This window comes from Paraneptunicella aestuarii (assembly GCF_019900845.1).
Taxonomy (GTDB): Bacteria; Pseudomonadota; Gammaproteobacteria; order Enterobacterales; family Alteromonadaceae; genus Paraneptunicella; species Paraneptunicella aestuarii.
The window spans coordinates 519,928-542,071 of the sequence record NZ_CP074570.1 but is presented as its reverse complement, the minus strand read 5'-3'; the positions used below and the strand labels follow the sequence as shown (position 1 = coordinate 542,071).

The 22,144-nt window shown below is 43.6% G+C and carries 19 protein-coding genes; 12 read left to right on the top strand and 7 right to left on the bottom strand.

The genetic code is table 11. The features are described 5' to 3' along the window. Positions 1–463: 463 nt before the first annotated feature. Positions 464–1,375, top strand: a complete 912-nt coding sequence (locus KIH87_RS02290) for a fatty acid desaturase family protein (RefSeq protein WP_232359927.1) — start codon at positions 464–466, stop codon at positions 1,373–1,375. 140 nt (positions 1,376–1,515) lie between these two features. On the opposite strand, the gene KIH87_RS02285 is transcribed toward KIH87_RS02290, so the two are convergent. After that, complete coding sequence (locus tag KIH87_RS02285; protein ID WP_232359926.1) at positions 1,516–1,980, bottom strand: hypothetical protein; 465 nt, start codon at positions 1,978–1,980, stop codon at positions 1,516–1,518. A 192-nt stretch (positions 1,981–2,172) separates the two neighbouring features. Then, positions 2,173–4,074 (bottom strand): methyl-accepting chemotaxis protein, encoded by a 1,902-nt coding sequence (locus KIH87_RS02280; RefSeq protein WP_232359925.1) that lies wholly within the window; start codon positions 4,072–4,074, stop codon positions 2,173–2,175. 333 nt (positions 4,075–4,407) lie between these two features. Here KIH87_RS02280 and KIH87_RS02275 point away from each other — a divergent pair, with 333 nt between their 5' ends. Next, positions 4,408–5,211 carry an aminoglycoside 6-adenylyltransferase gene (locus KIH87_RS02275; RefSeq protein WP_232359924.1) on the top strand — a complete coding sequence of 268 codons (804 nt, stop codon included), beginning with the start codon at positions 4,408–4,410 and terminating at the stop codon, positions 5,209–5,211. 60 nt (positions 5,212–5,271) lie between these two features. Here the strand turns inward: KIH87_RS02275 and fre are convergent, their stop codons facing one another. Both fre and ubiD read right to left on the bottom strand, forming a co-directional pair. Next, on the bottom strand, positions 5,272–5,973 hold the full coding sequence (gene fre, locus KIH87_RS02270) for an NAD(P)H-flavin reductase (protein ID WP_232359923.1): 702 nt from the start codon (positions 5,971–5,973) through the stop codon (positions 5,272–5,274). A 60-nt stretch (positions 5,974–6,033) separates the two neighbouring features. Beyond that, positions 6,034–7,500 carry a 4-hydroxy-3-polyprenylbenzoate decarboxylase gene (ubiD, locus tag KIH87_RS02265; protein WP_232359922.1) on the bottom strand — a complete coding sequence of 489 codons (1,467 nt, stop codon included), beginning with the start codon at positions 7,498–7,500 and terminating at the stop codon, positions 6,034–6,036. Positions 7,501–7,669: 169 nt separating this feature from the next. Between ubiD and KIH87_RS02260 the strand changes: the two genes are divergently transcribed. The 3 genes from KIH87_RS02260 to KIH87_RS02250 all read left to right on the top strand — a co-directional run bounded on the left by KIH87_RS02260 (position 7,670) and on the right by KIH87_RS02250 (position 10,391). Next, positions 7,670–8,206: a hypothetical protein gene (locus KIH87_RS02260; protein WP_232359921.1), complete on the top strand. Its 537-nt coding sequence runs from the start codon at positions 7,670–7,672 to the stop codon at positions 8,204–8,206. Positions 8,207–8,209: 3 nt separating this feature from the next. Then, positions 8,210–9,259, top strand: coding sequence for a S66 family peptidase (locus KIH87_RS02255; RefSeq protein WP_232359920.1), 1,050 nt, complete (start codon positions 8,210–8,212; stop codon positions 9,257–9,259). A gap of 157 nt (positions 9,260–9,416) precedes the next feature. Further along, positions 9,417–10,391: an alpha/beta fold hydrolase gene (locus tag KIH87_RS02250; RefSeq protein ID WP_232359919.1), complete on the top strand. Its 975-nt coding sequence runs from the start codon at positions 9,417–9,419 to the stop codon at positions 10,389–10,391. Between the two features lie 24 nt (positions 10,392–10,415). Here KIH87_RS02250 and KIH87_RS02245 read toward each other — a convergent pair whose 3' ends face one another. Beyond that, positions 10,416–10,853, bottom strand: a complete 438-nt coding sequence (locus KIH87_RS02245) for a hypothetical protein (RefSeq protein WP_232359918.1) — start codon at positions 10,851–10,853, stop codon at positions 10,416–10,418. Between the two features lie 154 nt (positions 10,854–11,007). Here KIH87_RS02245 and trmL point away from each other — a divergent pair, with 154 nt between their 5' ends. Further along, positions 11,008–11,472 (top strand): tRNA (uridine(34)/cytosine(34)/5-carboxymethylaminomethyluridine(34)-2'-O)-methyltransferase TrmL, encoded by a 465-nt coding sequence (gene trmL, locus KIH87_RS02240; protein WP_232359917.1) that lies wholly within the window; start codon positions 11,008–11,010, stop codon positions 11,470–11,472. Positions 11,473–11,505: 33 nt separating this feature from the next. Here the strand turns inward: trmL and KIH87_RS02235 are convergent, their stop codons facing one another. Continuing rightward, on the bottom strand, positions 11,506–12,360 hold the full coding sequence (locus tag KIH87_RS02235) for an FkbM family methyltransferase (protein ID WP_232359916.1): 855 nt from the start codon (positions 12,358–12,360) through the stop codon (positions 11,506–11,508). 433 nt (positions 12,361–12,793) lie between these two features. Between KIH87_RS02235 and KIH87_RS02230 the strand changes: the two genes are divergently transcribed. Beyond that, complete coding sequence (locus tag KIH87_RS02230; RefSeq protein WP_232359915.1) at positions 12,794–14,710, top strand: methyl-accepting chemotaxis protein; 1,917 nt, start codon at positions 12,794–12,796, stop codon at positions 14,708–14,710. Between the two features lie 45 nt (positions 14,711–14,755). Here the strand turns inward: KIH87_RS02230 and KIH87_RS02225 are convergent, their stop codons facing one another. Continuing rightward, positions 14,756–16,591 carry a hypothetical protein gene (locus tag KIH87_RS02225; protein ID WP_232359914.1) on the bottom strand — a complete coding sequence of 612 codons (1,836 nt, stop codon included), beginning with the start codon at positions 16,589–16,591 and terminating at the stop codon, positions 14,756–14,758. A gap of 321 nt (positions 16,592–16,912) precedes the next feature. On the opposite strand from KIH87_RS02225, the gene KIH87_RS02220 reads away from it, so the two are divergent. The 5 genes from KIH87_RS02220 (at position 16,913) to KIH87_RS02200 (ending at position 22,026) form a co-directional block, all read left to right on the top strand. Further along, the gene (locus KIH87_RS02220) at positions 16,913–17,098 is read left to right on the top strand and encodes a hypothetical protein (RefSeq protein WP_232359913.1); all 186 of its coding nucleotides are present in this window, start codon (positions 16,913–16,915) and stop codon (positions 17,096–17,098) included. A gap of 13 nt (positions 17,099–17,111) precedes the next feature. Further along, the gene (locus KIH87_RS02215; RefSeq protein WP_232359912.1) at positions 17,112–17,330 is read left to right on the top strand and encodes a hypothetical protein; all 219 of its coding nucleotides are present in this window, start codon (positions 17,112–17,114) and stop codon (positions 17,328–17,330) included. A 551-nt stretch (positions 17,331–17,881) separates the two neighbouring features. Beyond that, positions 17,882–19,135, top strand: a complete 1,254-nt coding sequence (locus KIH87_RS02210; protein ID WP_232359911.1) for a ferritin-like protein — start codon at positions 17,882–17,884, stop codon at positions 19,133–19,135. Between the two features lie 3 nt (positions 19,136–19,138). Beyond that, positions 19,139–20,953 carry a LodA/GoxA family CTQ-dependent oxidase gene (locus tag KIH87_RS02205; RefSeq protein ID WP_232359910.1) on the top strand — a complete coding sequence of 605 codons (1,815 nt, stop codon included), beginning with the start codon at positions 19,139–19,141 and terminating at the stop codon, positions 20,951–20,953. 2 nt (positions 20,954–20,955) lie between these two features. After that, positions 20,956–22,026: an NAD(P)/FAD-dependent oxidoreductase gene (locus KIH87_RS02200; protein ID WP_232359909.1), complete on the top strand. Its 1,071-nt coding sequence runs from the start codon at positions 20,956–20,958 to the stop codon at positions 22,024–22,026. Positions 22,027–22,144 lie beyond the last annotated feature (118 nt).

Below are 22,144 nucleotides of genomic sequence, written 5' to 3'. Positions count from 1 at the left end.
TTGCTACTTAAGTTAATTATTTAATTATGTCGAAAAATTGGGTTTAAATTAAACGACCTTTAAAAATGAAATGTTATACTATAACAAAAACAGGTTGCGTCAACCGTCGTAAGATGAAATTTATGTTACTAGCGACGAAATGCAGACTCGTTTATGTTCAGTTCAGTTTGAATTGCAAACCAATTCACAATAGCAGCAGTAAGATTATTTCAACGTTGAGCCAAACAGCTTATTTAACGTTTTCATGTTCTCTCGTGTTGTTGCAATTTGGTTCCATCTCATCCCTTGTTCACATCTCCATCACCACAAGGACGTGGTTGGGATGGGCCAATTTTTCTTTCTCATACCGTACAAACAAACCAAGATAAATAACCGCAAAAAATCACCGTGAAATGACATCACTGATATGACCACTTACAAAAGACTATGCTAAAGTGGCATTTTTAATCGTTGGAATTTGCGCATGTCGGCGACACCTCTATCCCAATTTGTTAATCCAGAAGAAGTAAAAGCATTAACTCAGCGCAATGATTTAATGGGGGCTTGGGTTATTCTGAAATGTTGGCTAATAACGGCTGCGATCTTTGCCGTAGTCGGAACCTGGACAAACCCTTTCACGATTGTATTAGCCGTTATATTACTGGGTGGCAGGCAGCTTAATTTAGCCATCATTATGCATGATGCAGGGCATCAATTACTTTTCAACAATGCCAAGCTAAATACCACTATTGGCAACTGGTTTGCCGCTCACTTTCTGTTTTTGAGCACCCAGTTCTACGCCAAACAACATAATCATCATCATGGCTTCGCTGGTACAGAAAGAGATCCCGATCTCCCCAACTTCAAAGCTTATCCCGTTACAAAAGCCAGCTTTAGTCGCAAAATAGCTCGAGATGTCTTTGGTATAACCGCCGTAAAATTTATTCTGGCATTGGTATTTAATAAATCCGGCCTGATGGACAGCGATCCTAATCACTACAAAACTGTGCTGAAAAGCATTTTGGTAAACCTGTTATTTGCCGGGTTACTGTGGTCTTTAGGTTTTGTGTGGATGTATGGATTATGGGTATTAGCTTTCTTTACCAGTTATATGGTTGTACTCAGGGTTCGCCAGGCAGCCGAACACGGTGCGGTTCCTAACTATTTGGATAAAGACCCCAGAGCGAATACCCGTACAACACTGGCAAGCTGGTGGGAACAGTTGCTATTTGCACCAGCTAACGTGAATTACCATGTAGAACATCACTTAATTCCCAGAGTACCCTGCTACAGGCTCCCACAGCTGCATAAAATACTTGAGTCTCGTGGATATTTTGAGCAATTTCCGGTAACCAAAGGTTATATTCCTTTAATGCAGGAACTTATCGCAAGATAGGCAAAAGATTCCCTTTTTAAAAAGACAAAAAGAGCGATACTCCGCTCTTTTTGCCTTCCCCCCAACAACCAATCTTAATGTTCTCACAAAATAAGACCGGTACTGATTAATGTATTAACTTCTACTTGTAATGATCACTTTTAGAAAGGTCTGGTGAAAGCGACACCAAAAACCAAAGCTTCATCATTATCAACAAAATCCACGGCAACTGTTGGCGCAACACCAAAATCACCCACATGAAAATCGTAACTTGCACTGACTCGAACAAGACTCTTCGTATGCGGGTGTCCGCCACCTACACGCTCTTTTCCGGCTCCCAATCCCAAGCGAACATTGGCGACTGGATGATAAAACGCTGAAACAACCCACACCGCAACACCGTCACCATGGTGAGCGTCATTGGTACGTTCATATACAGCACCCGCCCCCCAGTTTTGATTGAACTTGTATTCGTATTCAATCCCAAAGGTGAAATCAGTCTCACTGTCGATGCGTGTTGCACCCACAAAAACACCGGGAATATGCTTGGTGTCATCAGAGGCCAGACTTGGAAAACTACATAAACCAATCAATGTACCTACAACAAAGTACCTGGATATCTTCATGAAATTCCTCATTGTTATCTGTCATTTAGAAAATGTCAGAAATGATATTATCAGGTGTGCCTAATGGGTGGAATCCATAGCAAGCGCAAACAGACGCTAACATCCATGTATTCACCCATGCAACCTTGGAAACCATAAGTTCGACTAAAGTATAATAAAACACCCAAGATACTATCTTTGCAATGTGAAAACTTAACTCTTAAATCTGCCAACCAGGCCATTAAGATGTTCTGCCAATTCAGTCAGTTTCTGTTGTTCATTCATAACACTTTCTGAATCTTCCGCAACAGACTGAGCTATTTCATAAACATTCTGCACATTTTTATTGATGTCTTCAGTAACGGCATATTGCTCCTCAGCCGCCTGAGCCATACCAGTGCTTTCATCATTGATCAGGTTCACTACTTTACGGATCTGCTCTAACGAGCTAAGCGCCACTTCTGCATTTTTCACACAAGTAGAAGCTTGATTGGCACTATTTTCCATAACCTCAGCGGACTCTCTGGCGCCTGATTGAAGCTGCTCAATAATGGTCTGGATTTCCTGAGTTGAGTCATGTGAACGTTGCGCTAAAGTGCGAACTTCGTCCGCAACAACCGCAAAACCTCTTCCCATGTCTCCGGCTCTCGCCGCTTCAATTGCCGCATTTAAAGCCAACAAATTGGTTTGTTCCGCAATGCCTTTGATCACATCGAGCACATTACCAATGTTGTTACTTTCATTAACCAAGCGCTGCATTACTGCTCTTGCATCGTTAAGGTAATTATCAACACTGGTAATGTTATCAGTTGTTTGATTGACCGAAGATTCACTCACTTTTAGTCCACTGACAATATCTCCTCCGTGACGAGCATTCTCCGATGCGCCTTGAGCAACTACATTAGCAACCGTACTCATTTCGTGCATTGCTGTAGCGATTTGATCCATGGATTTTAATTGCTGCCGTACTCCAAGATCGGTTTTACTGGCAATATCACTCACCCCCCTTACGACCTCGGTCATGGTTCCAGAACTTGATTTAATGTCGTTAACTATCCCTTGAATGGTCACCACGAACTTATTAAATGCACGTGCCAGATTGGCAATTTCTTCAGGCCCTTCAGTCGGCAATCGCTTGGTTAAGTCTCCATTTCCGGTAGCAATTTCTTCCATCATAAAAGCCGTATTTTTAATGGTGACCAATATTCGGGAGCAAATAAATCTGACAGCAATAACGCTCACCATCAAGACAATGCCAGCCACTATTATCATATTCCAGCGGTTAGCACTTAAGGTCTGCAACTCTGCAGCACGGTTTCTTGCAATCGCCAAGACCCCAATCGGCTCGCCTGAAAAGTTCTTCACAATCTCAGTCATTACCGCAAATTCATCTTTGCCAAATTGGTAGTGCAATAACTCGGATTTTTGCTGTTGAAAAATCAGCTTTAAATCATCTTGTGCAACAATCCCATCACCATTCATGGTACTGGCAAATAATTCATATTTGCCGTCACGGACTAACGTTAAACTAATATCAACGCCATATCGTGATTTAAATGCATCAAAAAAAGACTGCCCGAACGACATACCAAATTCCACGCTGCCAAGGTGGCTTCCCCCGTCAGTAATAGGATAAACGCCCCTCATACCCAAGCTTGCCACCCCCACTTCCAGTCCTTTTGCACTTCGACTGTCCCGGTTTACGTCAACAACCGTTTGCCTAAACTCAGACAAATCATCACCGTATTTCTCGGGTTTATGAACTCTGAAAAACGAAGTAGCTGGTGGCGTGTGAAACTGAAACTGCCTAACACCAAAATCTTCTTCCAGAACGCTGAAAACGGGCAAATATTCTTGCGCCAATAATTCTCTACGATCTTCCTTTAGTGCTTTGATTGTGCCAGGCTGACGAGCAACCAAAGCCGATAATGCTGTCGCTAATCTCCCTTCCGCCGATAGCTCCATCAACGCACTTTTCTTTAACCCTTCCATGACCCCTAACTCCGATTGCAATACCAATTGGTTCATCGTTCGAATATTGATCATTGCAACCACAATAATAGAAGCCACAAGAAGACTAATGATAGATACATAAAGAAGGGTGCTTAATTTCATATTACCCACTGAACTGACTCCCACTACACGATTTTAAAGCACAATGAACAAGCCATATCTCGCTTATTCCTGACACTGATTTCCCTGACCAAATACTCCCATCTAATCAAAAGTATAGAAGAGATTAAAAACTCATCCACCGAAAAACCTACGCACTAGCTTACCGACTTTATGTAGGCAGTTGGCATGGACTATTTACATAGCAAGCCTCTTATGTGATTCTAAAATGCTGCTTTACGATTAAGAGACTATCTGAAGAACAGTCAGAGTTAAGTGGAAGGGAATAGCCGAACGGACATAATCTTAATCCTTAGAGAAAAGGAGCGTAAACTCATGATCGAGTTGCCTTCATCAGCCCAACCAATTCATCAAGCATTTATTGCCAATCTGTTACCTGTGATCCAGGCCGACAATCGCTTCGTCGGTATTGCCGCTTCTGGCTCGTTCAGCGAAAACCAGCTAGACAAATACAGTGATCTCGACATTGTGCTCGCCATTGAGCCTGAACATGTTTCTGCGGTTATGAATGAGCGACATGATATTGCAAGCAAAATGGGAAACCTGCTTTCCTCTTTTACTGGCGAACATGTTGGGGAACCCAGGCTACTTATCTGCCTGTTTCAACTGGAAGATTTGCTTCATGTCGATTTGAAGTTTGTCGCATTACCCGACGCAGCACAACGAGTCGATGAACCCACTGTTCTTTGGGAGAAAGAACAACGCCTCACTCAAATCATTACTCAGGGAGAGGGCCATTATCCAGCACCAGATTTACAATGGATAGAAGACAGGTTCTGGATTTGGCTACATTATGGAGCCAGTAAAATTGCCAGGGGGGAATTATTTGAAGCCTTGGAATTTATCTCATACCTACGCCAAAACGTTTTGGGGCCTTTAGCCATGATTCAACATGGATTGGAAGCAAAAGGAGTGAGAAAAATCGAAGCGGTGCTACCTGAGTTTAGCCATCAATTGGAAAAAACAGTGGCGCAGTTAAATGCCGAATCACTCACTGTAGCGTTACATCAGATAACCCAGCTTTACCTGCAATTGCGCAGTCAATCCGGCTCAGTAATAACGATAAGAGAAAAGGCGCAACAAGCTGCGATAGAGTATTTGAATAAGGAATGCAGTTAACTTGAATTTGAGATAAGAAATAGGGGAATAACTCCCCTATTTCAATCCAGGCCAGTTCTTTTAGATAAAAGCGTAAGCATCACCAAACAGGTTTTCTGTTTTAATGCCTTTATTCTTGAAGTCTTCTCGAATAGCACCCGCCATTTCAAATCGGCCAGCTACGTAAATTTGATAATCTGCCAGGTTAGCAAAGTCATCCATTACAGCATGATGAACCCAACCTTGTGCGCCATGCCAATTGTCTGGAGCTTCTTCTATTACAGGTACAAAAACAAAGTGTTCATTCACTTTTGCCAGCTCCAGTAACTCTTTGTACTCGTACATATCAGCAAGCGTACGGGTTCCCCAATACAAGGTTAAAGGCTGCGCCAAACCAGCAGTATGGTGCAAAGCATAATGCAAAATTGAGCGAGCGTAGGAATATCCGGTTCCACCAGCAATAAGCAATACTGGATGACCGGAGCCATCACGATAATAAGCTTCACCATGTGGAATGCTAACGGTAATACTGCCAGACTTCATACGCTCGACAACCTCGTAGGCATAAGGGTTATCTGGCGTTGCCCCTATCTGTAGCTCTAATTTATTATCTTCACGCGGTGCATTAGCAATGGAAAACGGCCGTTTATCTTGTTCTGCCATTACAACCTGCAAATACTGCCCTGGTTGAAAATCTACTTTCGCTTCTGGCACCAACGTTACCGAAATAACTGCTGGAGTCAGCGCTTCCATCTTTTCAACACGACACAAAATATCAGCCATTCAAATTCCAACTTAATCAATTAACAAATTTTAAAAAACTCTCTCTCACCACGGGTAAAACTAAAGAATATCCAGTTCGTCCCATATGGCATCAATCTTCTCTTTTATCGCTTCGTCCATCACGATGGGAACACCCCATTCACGATCGGTTTCTCCGGGTAATTTATTGGTAGCGTCCATTCCCATTTTAGACCCTAGCCCAGAAACGGGTGAGGCAAAATCAAGATAATCAATCGGCGTATTCTCTACCAACAAGGTATCTCGAGCAGGATCCATACGGGTCGTCATGGCCCAGATCACATCATTCCAATCTCTTGCATTCACATCATCATCACAGACCACAACAAACTTGGTGTACATAAACTGACGCAAAAAAGACCAAACGCCCATCATGACACGCTTGGCATGACCGGGATATTGTTTTTTCATGGTGACAATCGCCATGCGATAAGAGCAACCCTCTGGCGGCAAATAGAAATCAACAATCTCTGGGAACTGACGCTGCAAAATAGGCACGAACACTTCATTCAGCGCCACGCCCAAAATAGCGGGTTCATCCGGTGGACGCCCCGTGTAAGTAGAATGATAAATGGGATTTTTGCGCTGCGTAATGTGAGTAACCGTAAACACAGGAAAAGTGTCCACTTCATTGTAATAGCCAGTGTGATCGCCGTAAGGGCCTTCAGGTGCCGTTTCTTCCGGGTCGATGTAGCCTTCCAGCACAATTTCCGCACTGGCAGGTACTTGCAAATCGTTACTTATACAATTTGCCACTTCCGTTTTATCGCCACGCAACAAGCCTGCAAAGGCATACTCAGACAGAGTATCTGGCACTGGCGTTACTGCACCTAAGATAGTTGCCGGGTCAGCCCCTAAAGCAACTGATACAGGGAAAGGTTTACCGGGATTTTCCTGACACCATTCCTTAAAGTCCAAAGCCCCACCACGATGCGACAACCAACGCATAATCACCTTGTTTTTAGCAATAAGTTGTTGACGGTAGATACCCAAATTCTGACGCTTCTTATGAGGGCCTCTTGTCACCGTTAAGCCCCAGGTAATCAAAGGGGCGACGTCGCCTGGCCAACATTTTTGAATGGGCAGTTTAGTCAAATCAACATCGTCACCGGAAAGAACGATTTCCTGACAAACCGGCTTGCTGATCTCTTTCACAGGCATATTCAACACCTGTTTAAATACAGGGATTTTTTCCCAGAAATCTTTCAAGCCTTTAGGTGGCTCAGGCTCTTTCAAGTAAGCCAATAACTTGCCTACTTCTCGCAAGGAATCGACAGATTCCTGCCCCATGCCCATAGCCACTCGTTCAGGCGTCCCAAACAGGTTGGCTAATACTGGAATGTCATGCCCAACCGGGTTTTCAAACAACAGTGCCGGCCCCCCCGCTCTAAGAGTACGATCGGCAATTTCAGTCATTTCCAATTCGGTTGAGACAGGATGAGTAATTCTCTTCAGTTGGCCTTTCTGCTCCAACTGGGCAATAAAATCCCGTAGGTCTTTGTATTTCATCGTAATGAGTAATAATCTGTAATGCTGTGATTATAAGCTGCATGACTTCTCGATCATAGGGGTTATCGGTTTCGAGCAGGAAAAGCCTTTTCTAATTCAGAGATGAATTAAGAGAAGAGTTAAAACAGCCAACCTTTGCTCAAGCAAAAAATAACAGGAAATGTCACTGATGAAATACATTAGCAAACCACTCATTCACCTTTTATTGCTGGGATTCACTTTTGCTTCGAGCACAGCCTCAGCCTGTGAAGACAGCGCCTATCGCGACTTTGATTTCTGGTTGGGAAAATGGCAAGTCACTCAAGCCAATGGTCATCCCGCTGGCACAAACCACATCACCAAAACACTCAATGACTGCGTGATCCACGAACACTATGTGAGTGTGAATGGTTATGAAGGTAATAGCTTGAATATCTATGATCAAACAACTGGGAAATGGCATCAAACCTGGATGGACAACACTGGGCTACTATTACAATTAGACGGGGGCATAGTGACTCGCGGTGAAGGTGAAAATGCGATTAAAGAAATGGCAATGTGGGGCGAAGGACTGGATCAGTCAGGGCGTACTGTTATGCACCGAATCATTTGGACACCACACCCCGACGGCACAGTTCAACAACGTTGGCAAGTCAGCCATGACCAAGGCATAAACTGGCAAATGTTATTTGATGGCATGTATACAAAAGAGAAAGTAGAAAAATAGTCAATGATTCAGTATCCAGCACCATTAACCACAGGAAGTAAAATCGCACTCACCGCCTTTTCGTCTGGCGTTGACCCCTCTATGCATCAACGCCTTGATTTGGTGATCAACAGTTTCAAAGAAAAAGGGTTCCAGATTCTGGAAGGACAATACCTACGCCAAAACAATAAGGGCGTTAGTGCCAGTAAGGAAGCGAGAGCTAAAGAGTTAATGTCATTTTTATTGGATGACGATATTGACGCCATAGCACCGCCCTGGGGTGGTGAACTAGCGATGGAGATACTGCCATTATTGGATTTTGATCAAATCCGCCGCGCAAAGCCCAAATGGATATTCGGCTATTCAGATGTCAGCACCATCAGTTGTGCCATTACCAGTAAGGCGGGTTGGGCAACAGCGCATACAACAAATTTCATGGAGCAAATTGCGTCTCAACCCGACCCACTAACCAGCCAAACCCTTAACTGTCTAGCTACTCCAACGGGTATGCAGTTTTGTCAGCACTCTTCCGAAAAATACCAAAAGCAGTTTCTGGATTTTCATCAACACCCTAGAGCAAATTTCAATCTGACAGAGCAAACCCGGTGGAAAATATTGAATGGTGAGAATGCAGACTCTCAGCAACAAACAATCCAATTTTCCGGGCGCCTGATTGGTGGATGTCTGGATACGCTGGTTCATCTATTCGATACCCCTTATCTGGATCTGGAAGCATTGAAACAACGCTATACCGATACAGGGATCATTCTCTATTTGGAAAACGCAGAAGCGACACAGTTTGTCTTACAACGAAGACTATTGAGCATGCGTTTTAGGAATGTGTTTAAAAACCTGAAAGGCATAATGTTCGGACGTAGTTATACGCCCCCCGATCCAGACATTGAATTAAGCTATAAAGAAGCACTACTGGCGGGCATTGGTGAGGTAGACTATCCCATTTTATATGACGTGGATATTGGCCATCAGCCGCCCAATTTAACTCTGATAAACGGCGCTCTTGCAGAGGTAGAGTTCTTAAATGGCGATGCCACTGTCACACAATGGTTGTTGTAGTTTGCACTATTCCTCAGCACAATAACCTGAAATAATAGTTTGAAAACAAACGCAGAAACTCATGTGCAAGGCTTTATCTCATAAGCACAAGTTTGCTCCAATGATTGGCGCACTTTTTCTGCTCATAACACTGACGTACCCAACATCAGGATCAGCAATGAACAATACAATAAAGCTGACACAAGAATCTGAATTAGCGACAAAATTCCCCAATATCATTGAGCCTTTTTGGGATGAACATGTCACCAAAATGCACTTTGATGGCGTAAAAGGAGTGAGCATTTTTGCCGCTTATGTCGTTCACCCAGAAGCCAAAGGCAGTATCGTTTTGTCTGGTGGCAGAACCGAGGCAGCCGTTAAATACAAAGAGCTGATTTACGATTTGTATCAAAATGGCTATTCGGTATTTACCGCCGACCACAGAGGACAAGGACAATCTGGCAGAATGAACAATAATCCCAACAAGGGATATGTCGATGATTTTCAAGACTACGTCACCGATTTTAAAACGTTTTACGATGAAATCGTTGCGCCAAATTCAGCGCATAAGCCCATGCTCTTATGCCATTCCATGGGAAGCGCAATTGGGGCACTGTATCTGATTACGCACCCCGATGATTTTGCCAAAGCCACATTAGGTTCCCCGATGTTTGGCATCAAAGCGCCAATACCACTTCCTGTAGCAAAAGTCATCATAAGCGCAGGCTTAGGCTTGAATAGTATCGTGTCATCCTCTCCCTGGTATTTCATTGGGCAAGGCAACTACAAATATCAGGGCTTCGACGGCAACCCCATCACGCAAAGCCAGGCTAGATATGACATCCATAATCAGGTTTTTGAAGATTACCCAGAAACTCGATTAGGTGGGGTAACAATGCACTGGTTAAGCAAGGCATTGTTTGCCATGAACTATATTCTGGAAAATGCCGACAAAATCAAAACCCCAACCTTGGTACTCCAAGCCGGGGCGGATTCCATCATCGACAATAAATCCCATAAGCCAGTTTGCGACCGCATTCCTCAATGTCGTTTTGAGATCATCAACAAAGCGCGACACGAACTACTGATGGAAAAAGATGAGTACCGCAATCCTGCATTGCAAAAAGCCCTAAGCTTTTTCGCAGAAGAATAAAAGGCATGAATAAAGGGCATTGAGCTAGATCCGATCTGGCTCAACATACTCGTTTCTGGCTCGTTCCGAATTCAGCAACTCCTCGCTATATTGCTTCGCGATGAGTTGCTTCAGCGCTGTAATTAAATCAGTGTTGTTTTTCAGCAACTCGTAAAAATGGCGATAGTTTCCAGAATCCATGCGTTCAGAGATCAAGCGAACCGTGGCTACTGTCAGCGTATAATGAAACTTGTCTTTCGCCCCCAGGCTTTCCGCATAAGCTTTAATGCCAGAACACACACTGTTAGTGGCTTGCAATAAAGGCTGTTGGCTTAAATATAACCATGCGATACGCAAGTGACCTTTATGATCGAATTCATCGGGATTAAGGGTTTTATCCTCAAACTGCTGCTGAAATTCAGCATCAGACAAGCTCGATTTATATTTCCATATCGACTCAGATCCCAGGTTTTGAGCGCTCATATGCCCCCCTCTCAACAACAAATACAAAATGAACAGGCAATATGCTAAACCCTAAAGCTATAGACAGGTCAACCAATACATAAAAATAGCGTATACTTGCGCCCACATTAACTATCCTCAATCGTTTACTGACAGAAGAAACAAGGCTTTATCCATGCTCGATATCATCCTGTATCAACCCGAAATCCCCCCCAATACCGGCAATATCATTCGTTTATGTGCCAATACAGGGTACTCATTACATTTAATTGAGCCTCTGGGATTTGATTTGGATGAAAAGAAAGTACGACGTGCAGGATTGGATTACCACGAAATGGCACAGGTTCAACGCCATGCGTCTTTGCAAGACTATATTGAGCAGAACCCAAACAAACGTATTTTTGCCTGCACTACAAAAGGCAAAGCCTATTTTACCGACACCCAGTTCCAACCGGGTGATGCCTTATTATTCGGCCCGGAAACACGAGGCTTACCTAACGATATTATTGAAAGTATGCCCGAAGCCCAGCGCTTACGTATACCGATGCTTCCCGACAGTCGCAGCATGAACCTGTCTAACTCGGTTGCAGTGTTCGTATACGAATCATGGCGTCAATTGGGGTTTGAAGGGGCAGTGTAAAAACGCCCCTCAAACCCAAACCGGCTTCATACTTTAAGCGCGATTAAGAAGTTGTTGCTTAGTAATAGCGTCAATGATGGCTTTGGATTCACTTGTACCCAATGTATCCAGCACCGTTTTTGCCGCATTGCCAAATTTAAATAAAGCCAAAGTAAACGCCTTTTTCAACAGCAATTCTTCAGGCACATCCTTTTTAATAAACAGCATTTCAGAACCAATATATTGCGGTCTATCAGAAGGCTCGATTTCACCGTTGTACTTGTGTCGCCATCTAACCAGGCCAGTGTTATCGAACACTTCAAAACCATGTTCCACAGCAAAACGCTCAATTGAATGATGTAACCCCTGGCCCAGATGAATTTCGCTATGCCATGATTCCACCAATAAACCAACACAGTTATCCAGGCTATTTACCGCTCCTTCCAAAGCCGGCAATTCCGCAGAATGCACATCCAGTTTAATAAAATTAGGCAGCGGGATTTCTCCTTTCGACACGCAAGAATCAATACTGCGGCAAGGAACTTCAACTTTACGCAAGGTTTCCCTGGCATCAACGCCATATTTGTCTTCAAACTGTTCAAGAAGAGGCATATTAGGAGGACAAATAGAAGAAGCAAAAGGTACTTTAGCTACGTGTAGTGTTTGAATGCCATCTTCACTCCACAAACCACCTTCAATATAGATATCATCTGGGGAAGTATTAATATGCTCATCGCCTCGCGGTTCAAAGCGAACACCAGTAATAATATCTTCAGCGACCTTAAATGGTTGCGATAAATCGCCTGCGGCTCCACCGTCAATAAGCACATATTTATCGTTAATAAAGTAGGGGTAAAAGGCATCATAAATAACAAAAAATTGTTCTTTGTTACTGCTATAAAAACTCATTTTCTACGTCCTCTTGACGGAAGTTTGACTATGGTTCAACGAGTTAAACTTTCCTGCAAGTTAAATCCATACACATTGGTATAGTATCGGCATGTATTTTAAAATCTCTATTATTTTCTTCTTTCGCTCCCCCTTCTTTTTGCTCACTGCTGTTTTACACCATTTTCATTGCAATCCAAGCAACTCATCTTTACGTGAACCCCATTAAATTAGCCAACAAAAAACATCAACCACAAATAAAGAAAAGCTTAAATTATTGACCTATTGAAAGCATTTTTATATTGTGCTGCATCAGGAAGGCATCTTGTGGTTTTAGGCAAACCTCCCCTTCATCATCCATAAGTAAGAATTGCTCAAGAGCAGTAAGACTTTAGCATTTGAGTTATAACGAACTGATTACTTTTAAGTATTAAAAACTTAGAGCGAATGTTACATGTCCATTTCTAAAAAATTCACACTGGCAGTATGTATCGCCATCATAACGTTAAGTTTAATATCTGCATTGTTTTTAGGCATCAACACCGCACAAAGTGAACACGCTGAAGCAAAACAATCTGCTCAGGCTGTTAATGAAAATACAGAACGCTTATTAAGAAGCACTGACTCGTTGATTTTAGGGCAAGTAAAGCTCGCGATGGAACTCTTGAAGCGAGCGGGAAGCAACATTGGTTCCCCACACATTCAAGGAACCACAATTCTTGGAGACAAAACACTTCCATCCCTTTATTTAGGGAACATGCCAATAACAGAGAACTATCAGTTGGTTGATGAAAATGCAAATCTAAGTGGTGGAACAGCAACGTTATTCGTGAAAAACGGTAACGACTACATTCGAGTCTCGACCAATATTAAAAGAGATGGAAAACGCGCTATTGGTACTCGTTTAAACCCGGAAGGTAAAGCCTATAGTTCCATATCCAAAGGACAAGCTTTTTATGGTGAAGTCAATATCCTTGGCAAACCCTATCTGACAGGATACGAGCCGATCATAGATACCAATGGTCAGGTTATCGGAATATGGTATGTAGGATTTGAAGCTGATCTTGTGGAATTGAAAAATGCACTCGCACCAGTACACATTCTCAACAATGGTTTTACTGCTCTATTAGACAAAAACAACAACCTCGTTGCTCATTCCAGCCATGTTAACAATGAAACAATTTTATCTTTGATAAACAATAATTTTGAAGGATGGGAAGTCTATAGAACTCAATTCACTCCCTGGAGTTTCTCCATCATCAGCGCTTACCCACAAGAGGATGTATCAGACATTATTTTTCAACAGCTGACACAGATGATGGCATTTATCCTGCTCTGTGCCACATTGCTTATCGCATTACTGTACTTTATGTCACAAAAACTGGTCATCACTCCGCTTAACTATATGATGGAAAAGCTTGAAGCATTAGGTAATGGTGACCTTTCCATAAGACTCAATGAAACCAGAAAGGACGAAATTGGCGACATTGCAAAAAGCTTCAATAAAGTGTTGGACAGATTACAAACCACTATTTCAGACATAGTTAAGGCATCAACACAGCTATCTTCCTCATCTGAAGACCTTTCTTCAATTGCTCTAAACAGCAGCCAACAAGTAAAACAACAAACCAGGGAAACGGAGCAAGTTGCCACAGCCATGGAAAAAATGAGCACTAATGTCTCTGAAGTCGCAAGTAGTACAGAAAATGCTGCAGAGGCAGCCTCAAATGCACGTATACAAGCAGAAGAAGGCTCTAAAGTGGTTGAAAATACCATCGAACAAATCACAACTCTAGCCAATCAGGTGCAAAGCACAGGAAAGGCCATTGAAGTAGTTTCGGTGGTCAGTTCAGAAATTGGAGCTGTTCTGGATGTTATTCAAGGTATTGCCGAGCAAATCAACCTGCTTGCGCTTAACGCAGCAATTGAAGCCGCTAGAGCAGGTCAGCATGGTCGAGGATTTGCTGTTGTAGCTGATGAAGTCAGATCCCTCGCAGGACGAACACAGAAATCGACACAAGAAATACAACTGATTGTAGATAGAGCAACAAAAAGTACGGATCAAGCTGTACTGATGATGGACGAAAGTCAAAAGACAGCTGAAAGCTGTGTTACCAACGCCAGCCAATCTCAACAAGCTCTCAATACAATCTTAAGCTCAGTGCAACGAATTGCAGCGCTCAATTCAGAAGTCGCTCACTCATCAGAACAGCAAATATCAGTTGCACACGAGATCAGCAACAATCTGCTGCATATTCGTCAATCTGCTGAAATAAATAACGAAAATGCAGCTCATGTAGAAGAAGCCAGCCACGAATTAGCAAAATTGGCGACTCGCTTACAAGAGCGTATTAGCTTCTTCAAAATTTGATAACGGCCTGCCATGCAGGCCTTATACTTTTTTCGTAGTGCTACGTTACTCTGTATTTTCCTTCATGGTTTTCAGCGACTGATTCACCTGACGAATAATCTGGTAAGCAACATAGGGCTCAGTAATTTCCAGCTCCTGATCCGTAGGTGTGAAATAACCAATCAACCCCGCCAGAACACCAAATCGCTCATGAGGGATAACTATGGTTTGGTTGATTTCACGTCGATATCGATTGCCTAACCCCACGGATGCTAAAGGATCTAACGGCGTATTAATCAGCAAATTGATCACCGCAGTAGACACTTCTTTCATCTGCAAAGGCGTTAGCGGTATTTCATCGCCTGGCCTTAAAAGACCCGAAGAATGGCTGCTTGCATATAAACGACTATACGCTTCGTCCTTTCTCAGCGCTTCCGCAATACTTTCATGAGACTCCACCTGCTTGGCAAACATAAACATAAGCTGGTTAAGCCCGCAATCCCAATAAGGCTCATTGTTTAACGCACCACCATCAAGAGTCTCGACATATTGAACATCACCAGGAACGTCAACGCCTTCCAGGTAAATTTTGTTGATGAACAAGGCTCTAAACATTTTAGGAAAGCCCGCAGACGCCCTCGCCCCGACACTTAGAGGAAGATCCGGGCTATTTTTAGCGTTCAACATGAATTCGCTCATTTTCCCTGTGCTATCCATATAACAGAGCGTCATTTCGCACTCGGCAAACATTTCCGGCATTGCCTTATGAAAGTAAGACAAATCTTTGAATGTAAAGATAACCGGGGCAGAAAAGCTAGTTGTACTCTCTACCTTCTCAATCAGTTTACGAACGAATTCTTTCTCTGCAGTATTCACATCGCCGCTTTCAAGTTCACTCAGCTTGTGCATTAAAGTCACTCTTCGACCTTGAATAAGCTCTGACAGGGTATAGTCGATATGAGCCAACATCTCAAAGCCGTGCAACTGGGCAGGAAGATAAGGAACATGCTTCCATATCGCTCCCAGAATGTTAGAGCTTTGATGATAAGTAGAGTAATCAGTAGAACAATATTGTTCATAGACACTCGCGTTAGCAGTGCTGTTGTTATTGATCTTATTGGTCATGGTGGTTGTGTCAGCTAATTTAATATATCCAACACTGTCATTACAGTTAAAGGCCGTAGCCAAAGCCTGCATGGCACCAACACTAGCACCTCGGGTAGCCAGTGTTCTTGTCAGTACACCGCTACTGATTAATATTTGAAACGCTTCAGACGTTACCATGCCAGAACCACCACCACCGCAAAACGACAACCTCTCAAATGGGTTGATATCACGGAGCGCCAATTCACCGGTGAGCACCTTTAATTCAAGAAGTTCATGTTGTGCTCCCTTGGCTAGTGTGGAGACAACCAGATTCACAACATTGTTGGAGTAAGAATTAATGTAATTCTCAATGCTGCTCAAGAATGTAAATTCACTAACCGTCTCATTTTCCAATCCTTCACATAGTTGCTCGCCAGCCTTTCTGAATTCAGAATCAATTTCTTCAATTTTCTTGGCAAACACTTTGGCATCTTCAACTTTAAGCAATTTTTCAATAAATTCCTGCAAAGAAGCACTCTCGGAAAGCAAGTTATTGAAGCGCCCCGCACTAATTTCTATCTGATTGTAGATTTGCTCATCTTGCGGTAAAAGCTCCCCCTTCTCATACAACAGGGGAATCTGCGTGTACTTAAAAACTTGTCCAGCCGTGAACGGTTCAAGTATGAACATAAAGTCTTTATTGTTACGGATAACTTCACGGTGAGAACTTTTCTGAATATCAAAACGTTGTACAGGCGGTTGACTCTTTGTAGTTTTAACAATCCGAACCCGTTTAAGACCTCTAAATCTATTCACAATAATTCCTGATAATTTCTAAATTGCTGGGTTATTGAAGATACTGATTTAACGCTCGTCGAAACTCGGCGAAACATGCGGCGAAATGCAGCATTTGAATGGAAAGGAAATTTGAAGGATGTAAGAAATATCAGATGGAAAAACAATGGCATTTTCTTGTAATATCCGACTCACATCCCCAGATTAATCCAAATCAGAAACCCAATTGGAAATAGGTGAACAATGCGCAGTTGCATGGTTAATAAATCTCCCCAAAAAACCAAGTATGTCTGGAATTTTCAACCATAATATTTAAGTCTAAAGTTCAGGAGACATTGCAACATGACTGACGCGAACCATTGTCATAGAGAAGAGGGTATTTATAGACACGCTCCCTGCAAAACAAGCGTGAAAGACAAAGAAAAAAGCAAAACAGCCCCCGAGCAAGATTCAAAAGATATGACCCAGGAAGACTGGCATGACTACGTCGACGGAAGAATGGGTCAAGGAAAACACAAGAAAGACTAAAGAGAACAAACAGATGAAAAACAACTGCCCTTATTGTGGTGGCTCAGGTATGAAAAACCGCTCAGAACCATGCCCGGCATGTAACGGTTCAGGACGAGAATCCAGCAGGGATGTTTGCCCTCATTGTCATGCTGATTTGGCGATTGGTGAACCACATGAAAAAGGTTGCCCTTTCGCTCACACATCAAGAGGGCACAAAAGCAAAGGGAATAAAAAGGAATTAAAATGGTGATGAACTGAAAAGCCATAAAGGCAATTCATCAACTCTTCACTAGGTCACATCAAACGGAAGCACACTTAATGATAAGAATGCCGAAATCCGGCAGGAACTCTTAATTTTCAAATTCTTATTGAATGCGCCAAGGATGGCGCAAAGCCATTAAAGGTCTTAGTCCAAGGCAACTGCCCACGAGCTCACTTACTCTGCTATTTATTATGCTTTAGTTGATGGCAACGCTAAAAAATAAGCAATAATAACAATAAGTTATGACCACAAAGAAAAGGTAAATAATAAATAATTTTACCAACTCATCCTACCACATGAAGGTAGATTGTAATACCTTATAACTTTATTGTAGTCTTTATTGCCTTTATTTGTAGTGTTGAGCAGCCTTCAACATAAGATTCATTCAACCCAAACACCATTAGCCCGGTGATGTATGCCAGTCAATCAGTATATAAGCAGAGTGCTACCAGGTTGTCGTTTGTAGGCTCTTGGGCATATCAGGCTAATAACACATCCAACTTACTGCAAAGGTTTACTTTGCGTGCTGGGGAAAGAATATGTCCATCACAAGCCTAAGGGAAGCCGCTTTTTCTCGTCAAGCACCACAGCTCGACTTTAGAAAGTTCATTCACCGAAACGTTACTACCTTACCTGAATTACAAGCCTTGCTAGAAACAGCGATTAAACTGGAGTTTTCCACCATTCCAATTTATGGAACGGCGCTTTATTCCATACAGGATACGAGTAGCAATGCCTATCAAAACCTGAAATCGGTCATGATAGAAGAGATGTTCCATGTTAATCAGGCCGTCAACATGCTGATTGCAGCGGGTGGCAAACCGCGATTCACAGAAGAATATGCACCTGCCTATCCAACCTATTTACCCTCAGCCAATACTCAAACCACACCGTATTTATCTGTTCGTTCAGCGTCATTGAATCTGTTCAAAGAAGTGTTCATGGCAATTGAGTATCCAGCTCCGGTGCAAGCGCCTGCTGAAGGCGAAAATTACAGCTCAATTGGTCAATTTTACAAGGCAGTCAGTCAAGCTTTTGAAGGACTTGGCGATCAGGCATTTAGCCAACTGAATGAATGCGGCGAACAAAGGTTAAACTTCTACATTGGCAAGCAAGGCGGACGCCCCACTTATGTTGACAACAACGCCACCGCACAACATGCGATAGAAACCATTGTAGAACAAGGCGAAGGCGCCAGTGATCCCGGACATCCCCTTGTCGCACAACAACCTTTTGGCGCATACAATCATTACGGTGAGCGAGTTGATGGCACCTATGGCCCGATATTAGGAACACCACTGGAGTTGTCTCACTACTTCAAATTCAAAAAAGTAGTGGATAATCCAGTCAGCTTCCCAGAAGTACGACCAACGGTTGCCGTTGCTTCTTTGGACAATTATACCAACCCTCTTGCCGTTGAAATGGTCAAGGCTTTTAACACCATCTATTCCGTGATGTTAAGTTCCCTTGAGAAATCCTTTGAAAAAGGTGATCAAGCCGAGCAAGTATACTTCCAGCTTACATTACCCATTATGCACGAAATGTTGCCCGCATTAGCACGCGCCATCATGCAAGTTCCCATTTGGAAGGAAGGTAATCAAAACGTCGGCCCCAATGCTTTACCTACGTGGGAATATCGCCCCAATTCCACCTTGGCGAATTTTAACAAGCAATTGACGAATATTATCAGTCAAACCCAAGGTAAATACTCACTTGGTGAAAGTTTACTTGCATTACCTTCGCAACTTGAGCGCATACAAAATTGTGCGCAATCTTTAGCATTGGAGATATAGCCCATGACAGCGCTTAATATTTATCCCGCCATTGGCGTTGCACGTGTAGGTGACGCGCCAGAGGAATTTTATATTTGCCCTGAACAAGAGGGCGCACTGCCAACCGATTTAGACAACAAGCCCATTGACGAACATGGCTTTCGAGACAGTATGGGTCGCTTAAAACGTCAAGCTGCACGTTTTAAATTACTGGATGGTGATCAGGAAATCACCATTGGCAGTACCTATGACAATAAAGTGGTTGCCGCAATAGAATGGGTCGTACACCTGGCGAACAAAAAATCCAGTTGGTATACCTTTTCCACAAATAGCGGGGAGCAAGGGTATCCACCTAATCATCCTTTGCGTAATGCCAAGGTTACCGACCCAACTGAAAGACAGAAGCAATACATTATTGATGCCGGTTCACGCACCATCCAGGGTAGTAATCAGGGCGGCGAAAATAGGTTTTCTTTTAGTCGCGACACCATTCCTGAATCCTACCCCGGTACATTTCCTCCACAAGGACTCGACCCGTTTAACATCGACACTCTGGGTGAGCTAAGAACCGACAGTAATGGTAACTTGTTAGTGCTAGGCGGACATGGTCATTCCGGCTCCTCCGAGCCAACCCCCAGTATTGGCAACTATGCCAATAATGACAACTGGTGGGACGACACTTCCGACGGCCCCATATTCGCAAAACTCATATTCGATGATGGTTCAAGCCAGCAAGTCGATGGCAATGCCTGGATCATTGTTGGCCCGCCGTCTTATGCGCCACAAATCGCCAACCTGGTCTCGCTGTACGACACCATTTACGATGTGACTGTGCGCCACATGAATGCCGAGCCAACCATTTTTAAAGACGGATACTGGCAACAAGGCGAAGGGAGCTACACTCCATATTGGGAAACCGATATTTTACCAATTCTGCGCAGAGGATTACGCTATCCCTGGGTTGCAGCTATACCTCCCAAAGCGCACAACTTCGATCTTTCGCGTCTTGGTGATACATCAGGAGACAACAGAGAAAACTTGCGCGGCTATCGCCAGTTCTTTGTCGATGTACTCAGAGGCCCGGGCGATGAAAACACCATGATTAACGGCAAAAGCGGCGCGACCATGATGCCGTTTCTGGCGGGTGATGATGCGATAAAACCTCTGGATCAAGCACAATCCAAATACTTACGCCTTACCGACACGCAATACTACATGCTACAAAAATGGGTGGAAGGCGACTTTCATCCGATAGGGGTATACCCAACCGTGACACAAGGCGATGCCATGACACGCGGCGTACTGGAAAACTGCGTTGGCGGTGCGTTCTCACCCGGAATTGAAATGACCTGGGTATCGCGTTTAGTTGAAATTTATAGTGGCCCGTTTCGCATACACGCCCGCCCACTGGCAGAAATAACCCCACCACTCAGTTTGGGTTACCAGCCAGAAAAGGGAATGGAGCCCGGCGACGTCACTCGTTATATGGCTGTGCCATGGCAAGCCGATTTTAACGAATGTTCCGTTCAACCTATTGGTGACAGGTATGTATGGTGGTGGCCAGCTCAGCGCCCCGAGTTCGTTTATCGAGAGGCAGTGAACCCGATTCAACGTAAAGGCGACCTGAATCCTGAAGCCAAACTTGAACAAGTGCCCTGGATTGGCAGCGCCTATGATCAAAATGGCAATAATTATATTTCATTTGCCGATGATCTCGACATGGTGAAGTTCTGGAGTCAAATGGGCTTTATCATTGAAAAAGACATCCAGGGGCAAAGCTGTTTTGTTCAGGTAGCACGTACTTATCCCGTGCCGCAATACCCTATTGGCGAGGCATAAGTTTGAATCAGGGTTGTATCATTGCGGGTGCAGGACCTGCCGGAGTAGCGACTGCACTGGCATTACTTAAACAAGGTGTACAACCTGTTTACTTGCTTCAAAAAGAACAACAGCAGCCATTTCATATTGGCGAAACTCTCGCGCCCAGTGCGCGAACCTTATTAAAGCAACTGGGCTTATTTGACAGCTTTGAACAACTGTCATTGCGTACCTGCCTTGGTACACTAGCCCGTTGGGGGGCTCAAGCCCCCCAATTCAACGATTATCTTCGCTATGGCATGGGCAACGGATGGCATATCAACCGCTTTGAATTCAACCAGTTCCTAAAACAAAGTGCCGTTCAGGCCGGAGCGCAATTACACTACATCCAACACATTCACTCGCTAACCTGGTCAGGCAGCCAATGGCACTTGCACGCCACCGACGAAAAAGGCAATGCGCTAAAACTACAAGCCAATTTTGCCGTTGATGCTACCGGACGCGCCGCAGCCCTTGCGCCTTTCTTTGAAGTTGAAAAAATGCATTTAGACAAGCTTTTGGCACTGGCGGTTCACCTACCAGGCTCCGCCTTAAGCACTTTTAAAACGCCCAATCATTCCATGGTATCCACCTCAGAGAATGGCTGGTGGTACGCAGCAACACTGCCACAAGACACATGCATATTGAGCTATCAGGTCGATAAAAACGTCGCCAAATTACAACGCCTCAGAACACCGCAAAACTGGCTGGCACAGTATCAGGCGCAAACCGACTTGCTGCCCTCGATTATTGAACCTGAGCGGATAGAACGAATCCATGCATTTGCTGCCAATACACAACGTTTAACCCAATTTGCCGGACACCATTGGCTCGCTGTGGGAGACGCCGCACTTAGCATGGATCCCTTATCTTCATCCGGCATCATTTCCGCCTTAAGCGACGGTATCGAAGCAGCAAAAGCGATTTACCATGCAATGGAAACCGTAAACTCCGCAATGCCACAAAACTTCGACAACTATCAGACAAGACTTCAAAGCAGCTATGAAAAGTACACTAAAACCAGAGAATCTTTTTATAGCCAAGCCTTTGGATAATGTTATGGCTCCCGAGCATAGCTGACCAAACAGAATAAAACAGCAATGAATGCATAAGGCTTTTTAGCCAAATAGTTAAACGCCCTGCACCTGTTGTCGTAATAGTTTAGAATGGATC

Coding starts and splice junctions, on each gene's coding strand:
- KIH87_RS02230 (WP_232359915.1), top strand. CDS start 12,794: ATGTCCATTTCTAAAAAATTCACACTGGCAGTATGTATCGCCATCATA.
- KIH87_RS02235 (WP_232359916.1), bottom strand. CDS start 12,360: ATGAGTTTTTATAGCAGTAACAAAGAACAATTTTTTGTTATTTATGAT.
- KIH87_RS02220 (WP_232359913.1), top strand. CDS start 16,913: ATGACTGACGCGAACCATTGTCATAGAGAAGAGGGTATTTATAGACAC.
- fre (WP_232359923.1), bottom strand. CDS start 5,973: ATGGCTGATATTTTGTGTCGTGTTGAAAAGATGGAAGCGCTGACTCCA.
- KIH87_RS02275 (WP_232359924.1), top strand. CDS start 4,408: ATGATCGAGTTGCCTTCATCAGCCCAACCAATTCATCAAGCATTTATT.
- KIH87_RS02245 (WP_232359918.1), bottom strand. CDS start 10,853: ATGAGCGCTCAAAACCTGGGATCTGAGTCGATATGGAAATATAAATCG.
- trmL (WP_232359917.1), top strand. CDS start 11,008: ATGCTCGATATCATCCTGTATCAACCCGAAATCCCCCCCAATACCGGC.
- KIH87_RS02285 (WP_232359926.1), bottom strand. CDS start 1,980: ATGAAGATATCCAGGTACTTTGTTGTAGGTACATTGATTGGTTTATGT.
- ubiD (WP_232359922.1), bottom strand. CDS start 7,500: ATGAAATACAAAGACCTACGGGATTTTATTGCCCAGTTGGAGCAGAAA.
- KIH87_RS02210 (WP_232359911.1), top strand. CDS start 17,882: ATGTCCATCACAAGCCTAAGGGAAGCCGCTTTTTCTCGTCAAGCACCA.
- KIH87_RS02280 (WP_232359925.1), bottom strand. CDS start 4,074: ATGAAATTAAGCACCCTTCTTTATGTATCTATCATTAGTCTTCTTGTG.
- KIH87_RS02215 (WP_232359912.1), top strand. CDS start 17,112: ATGAAAAACAACTGCCCTTATTGTGGTGGCTCAGGTATGAAAAACCGC.
- KIH87_RS02290 (WP_232359927.1), top strand. CDS start 464: ATGTCGGCGACACCTCTATCCCAATTTGTTAATCCAGAAGAAGTAAAA.
- KIH87_RS02250 (WP_232359919.1), top strand. CDS start 9,417: ATGAACAATACAATAAAGCTGACACAAGAATCTGAATTAGCGACAAAA.
- KIH87_RS02260 (WP_232359921.1), top strand. CDS start 7,670: ATGAAATACATTAGCAAACCACTCATTCACCTTTTATTGCTGGGATTC.
- KIH87_RS02205 (WP_232359910.1), top strand. CDS start 19,139: ATGACAGCGCTTAATATTTATCCCGCCATTGGCGTTGCACGTGTAGGT.
- KIH87_RS02255 (WP_232359920.1), top strand. CDS start 8,210: ATGATTCAGTATCCAGCACCATTAACCACAGGAAGTAAAATCGCACTC.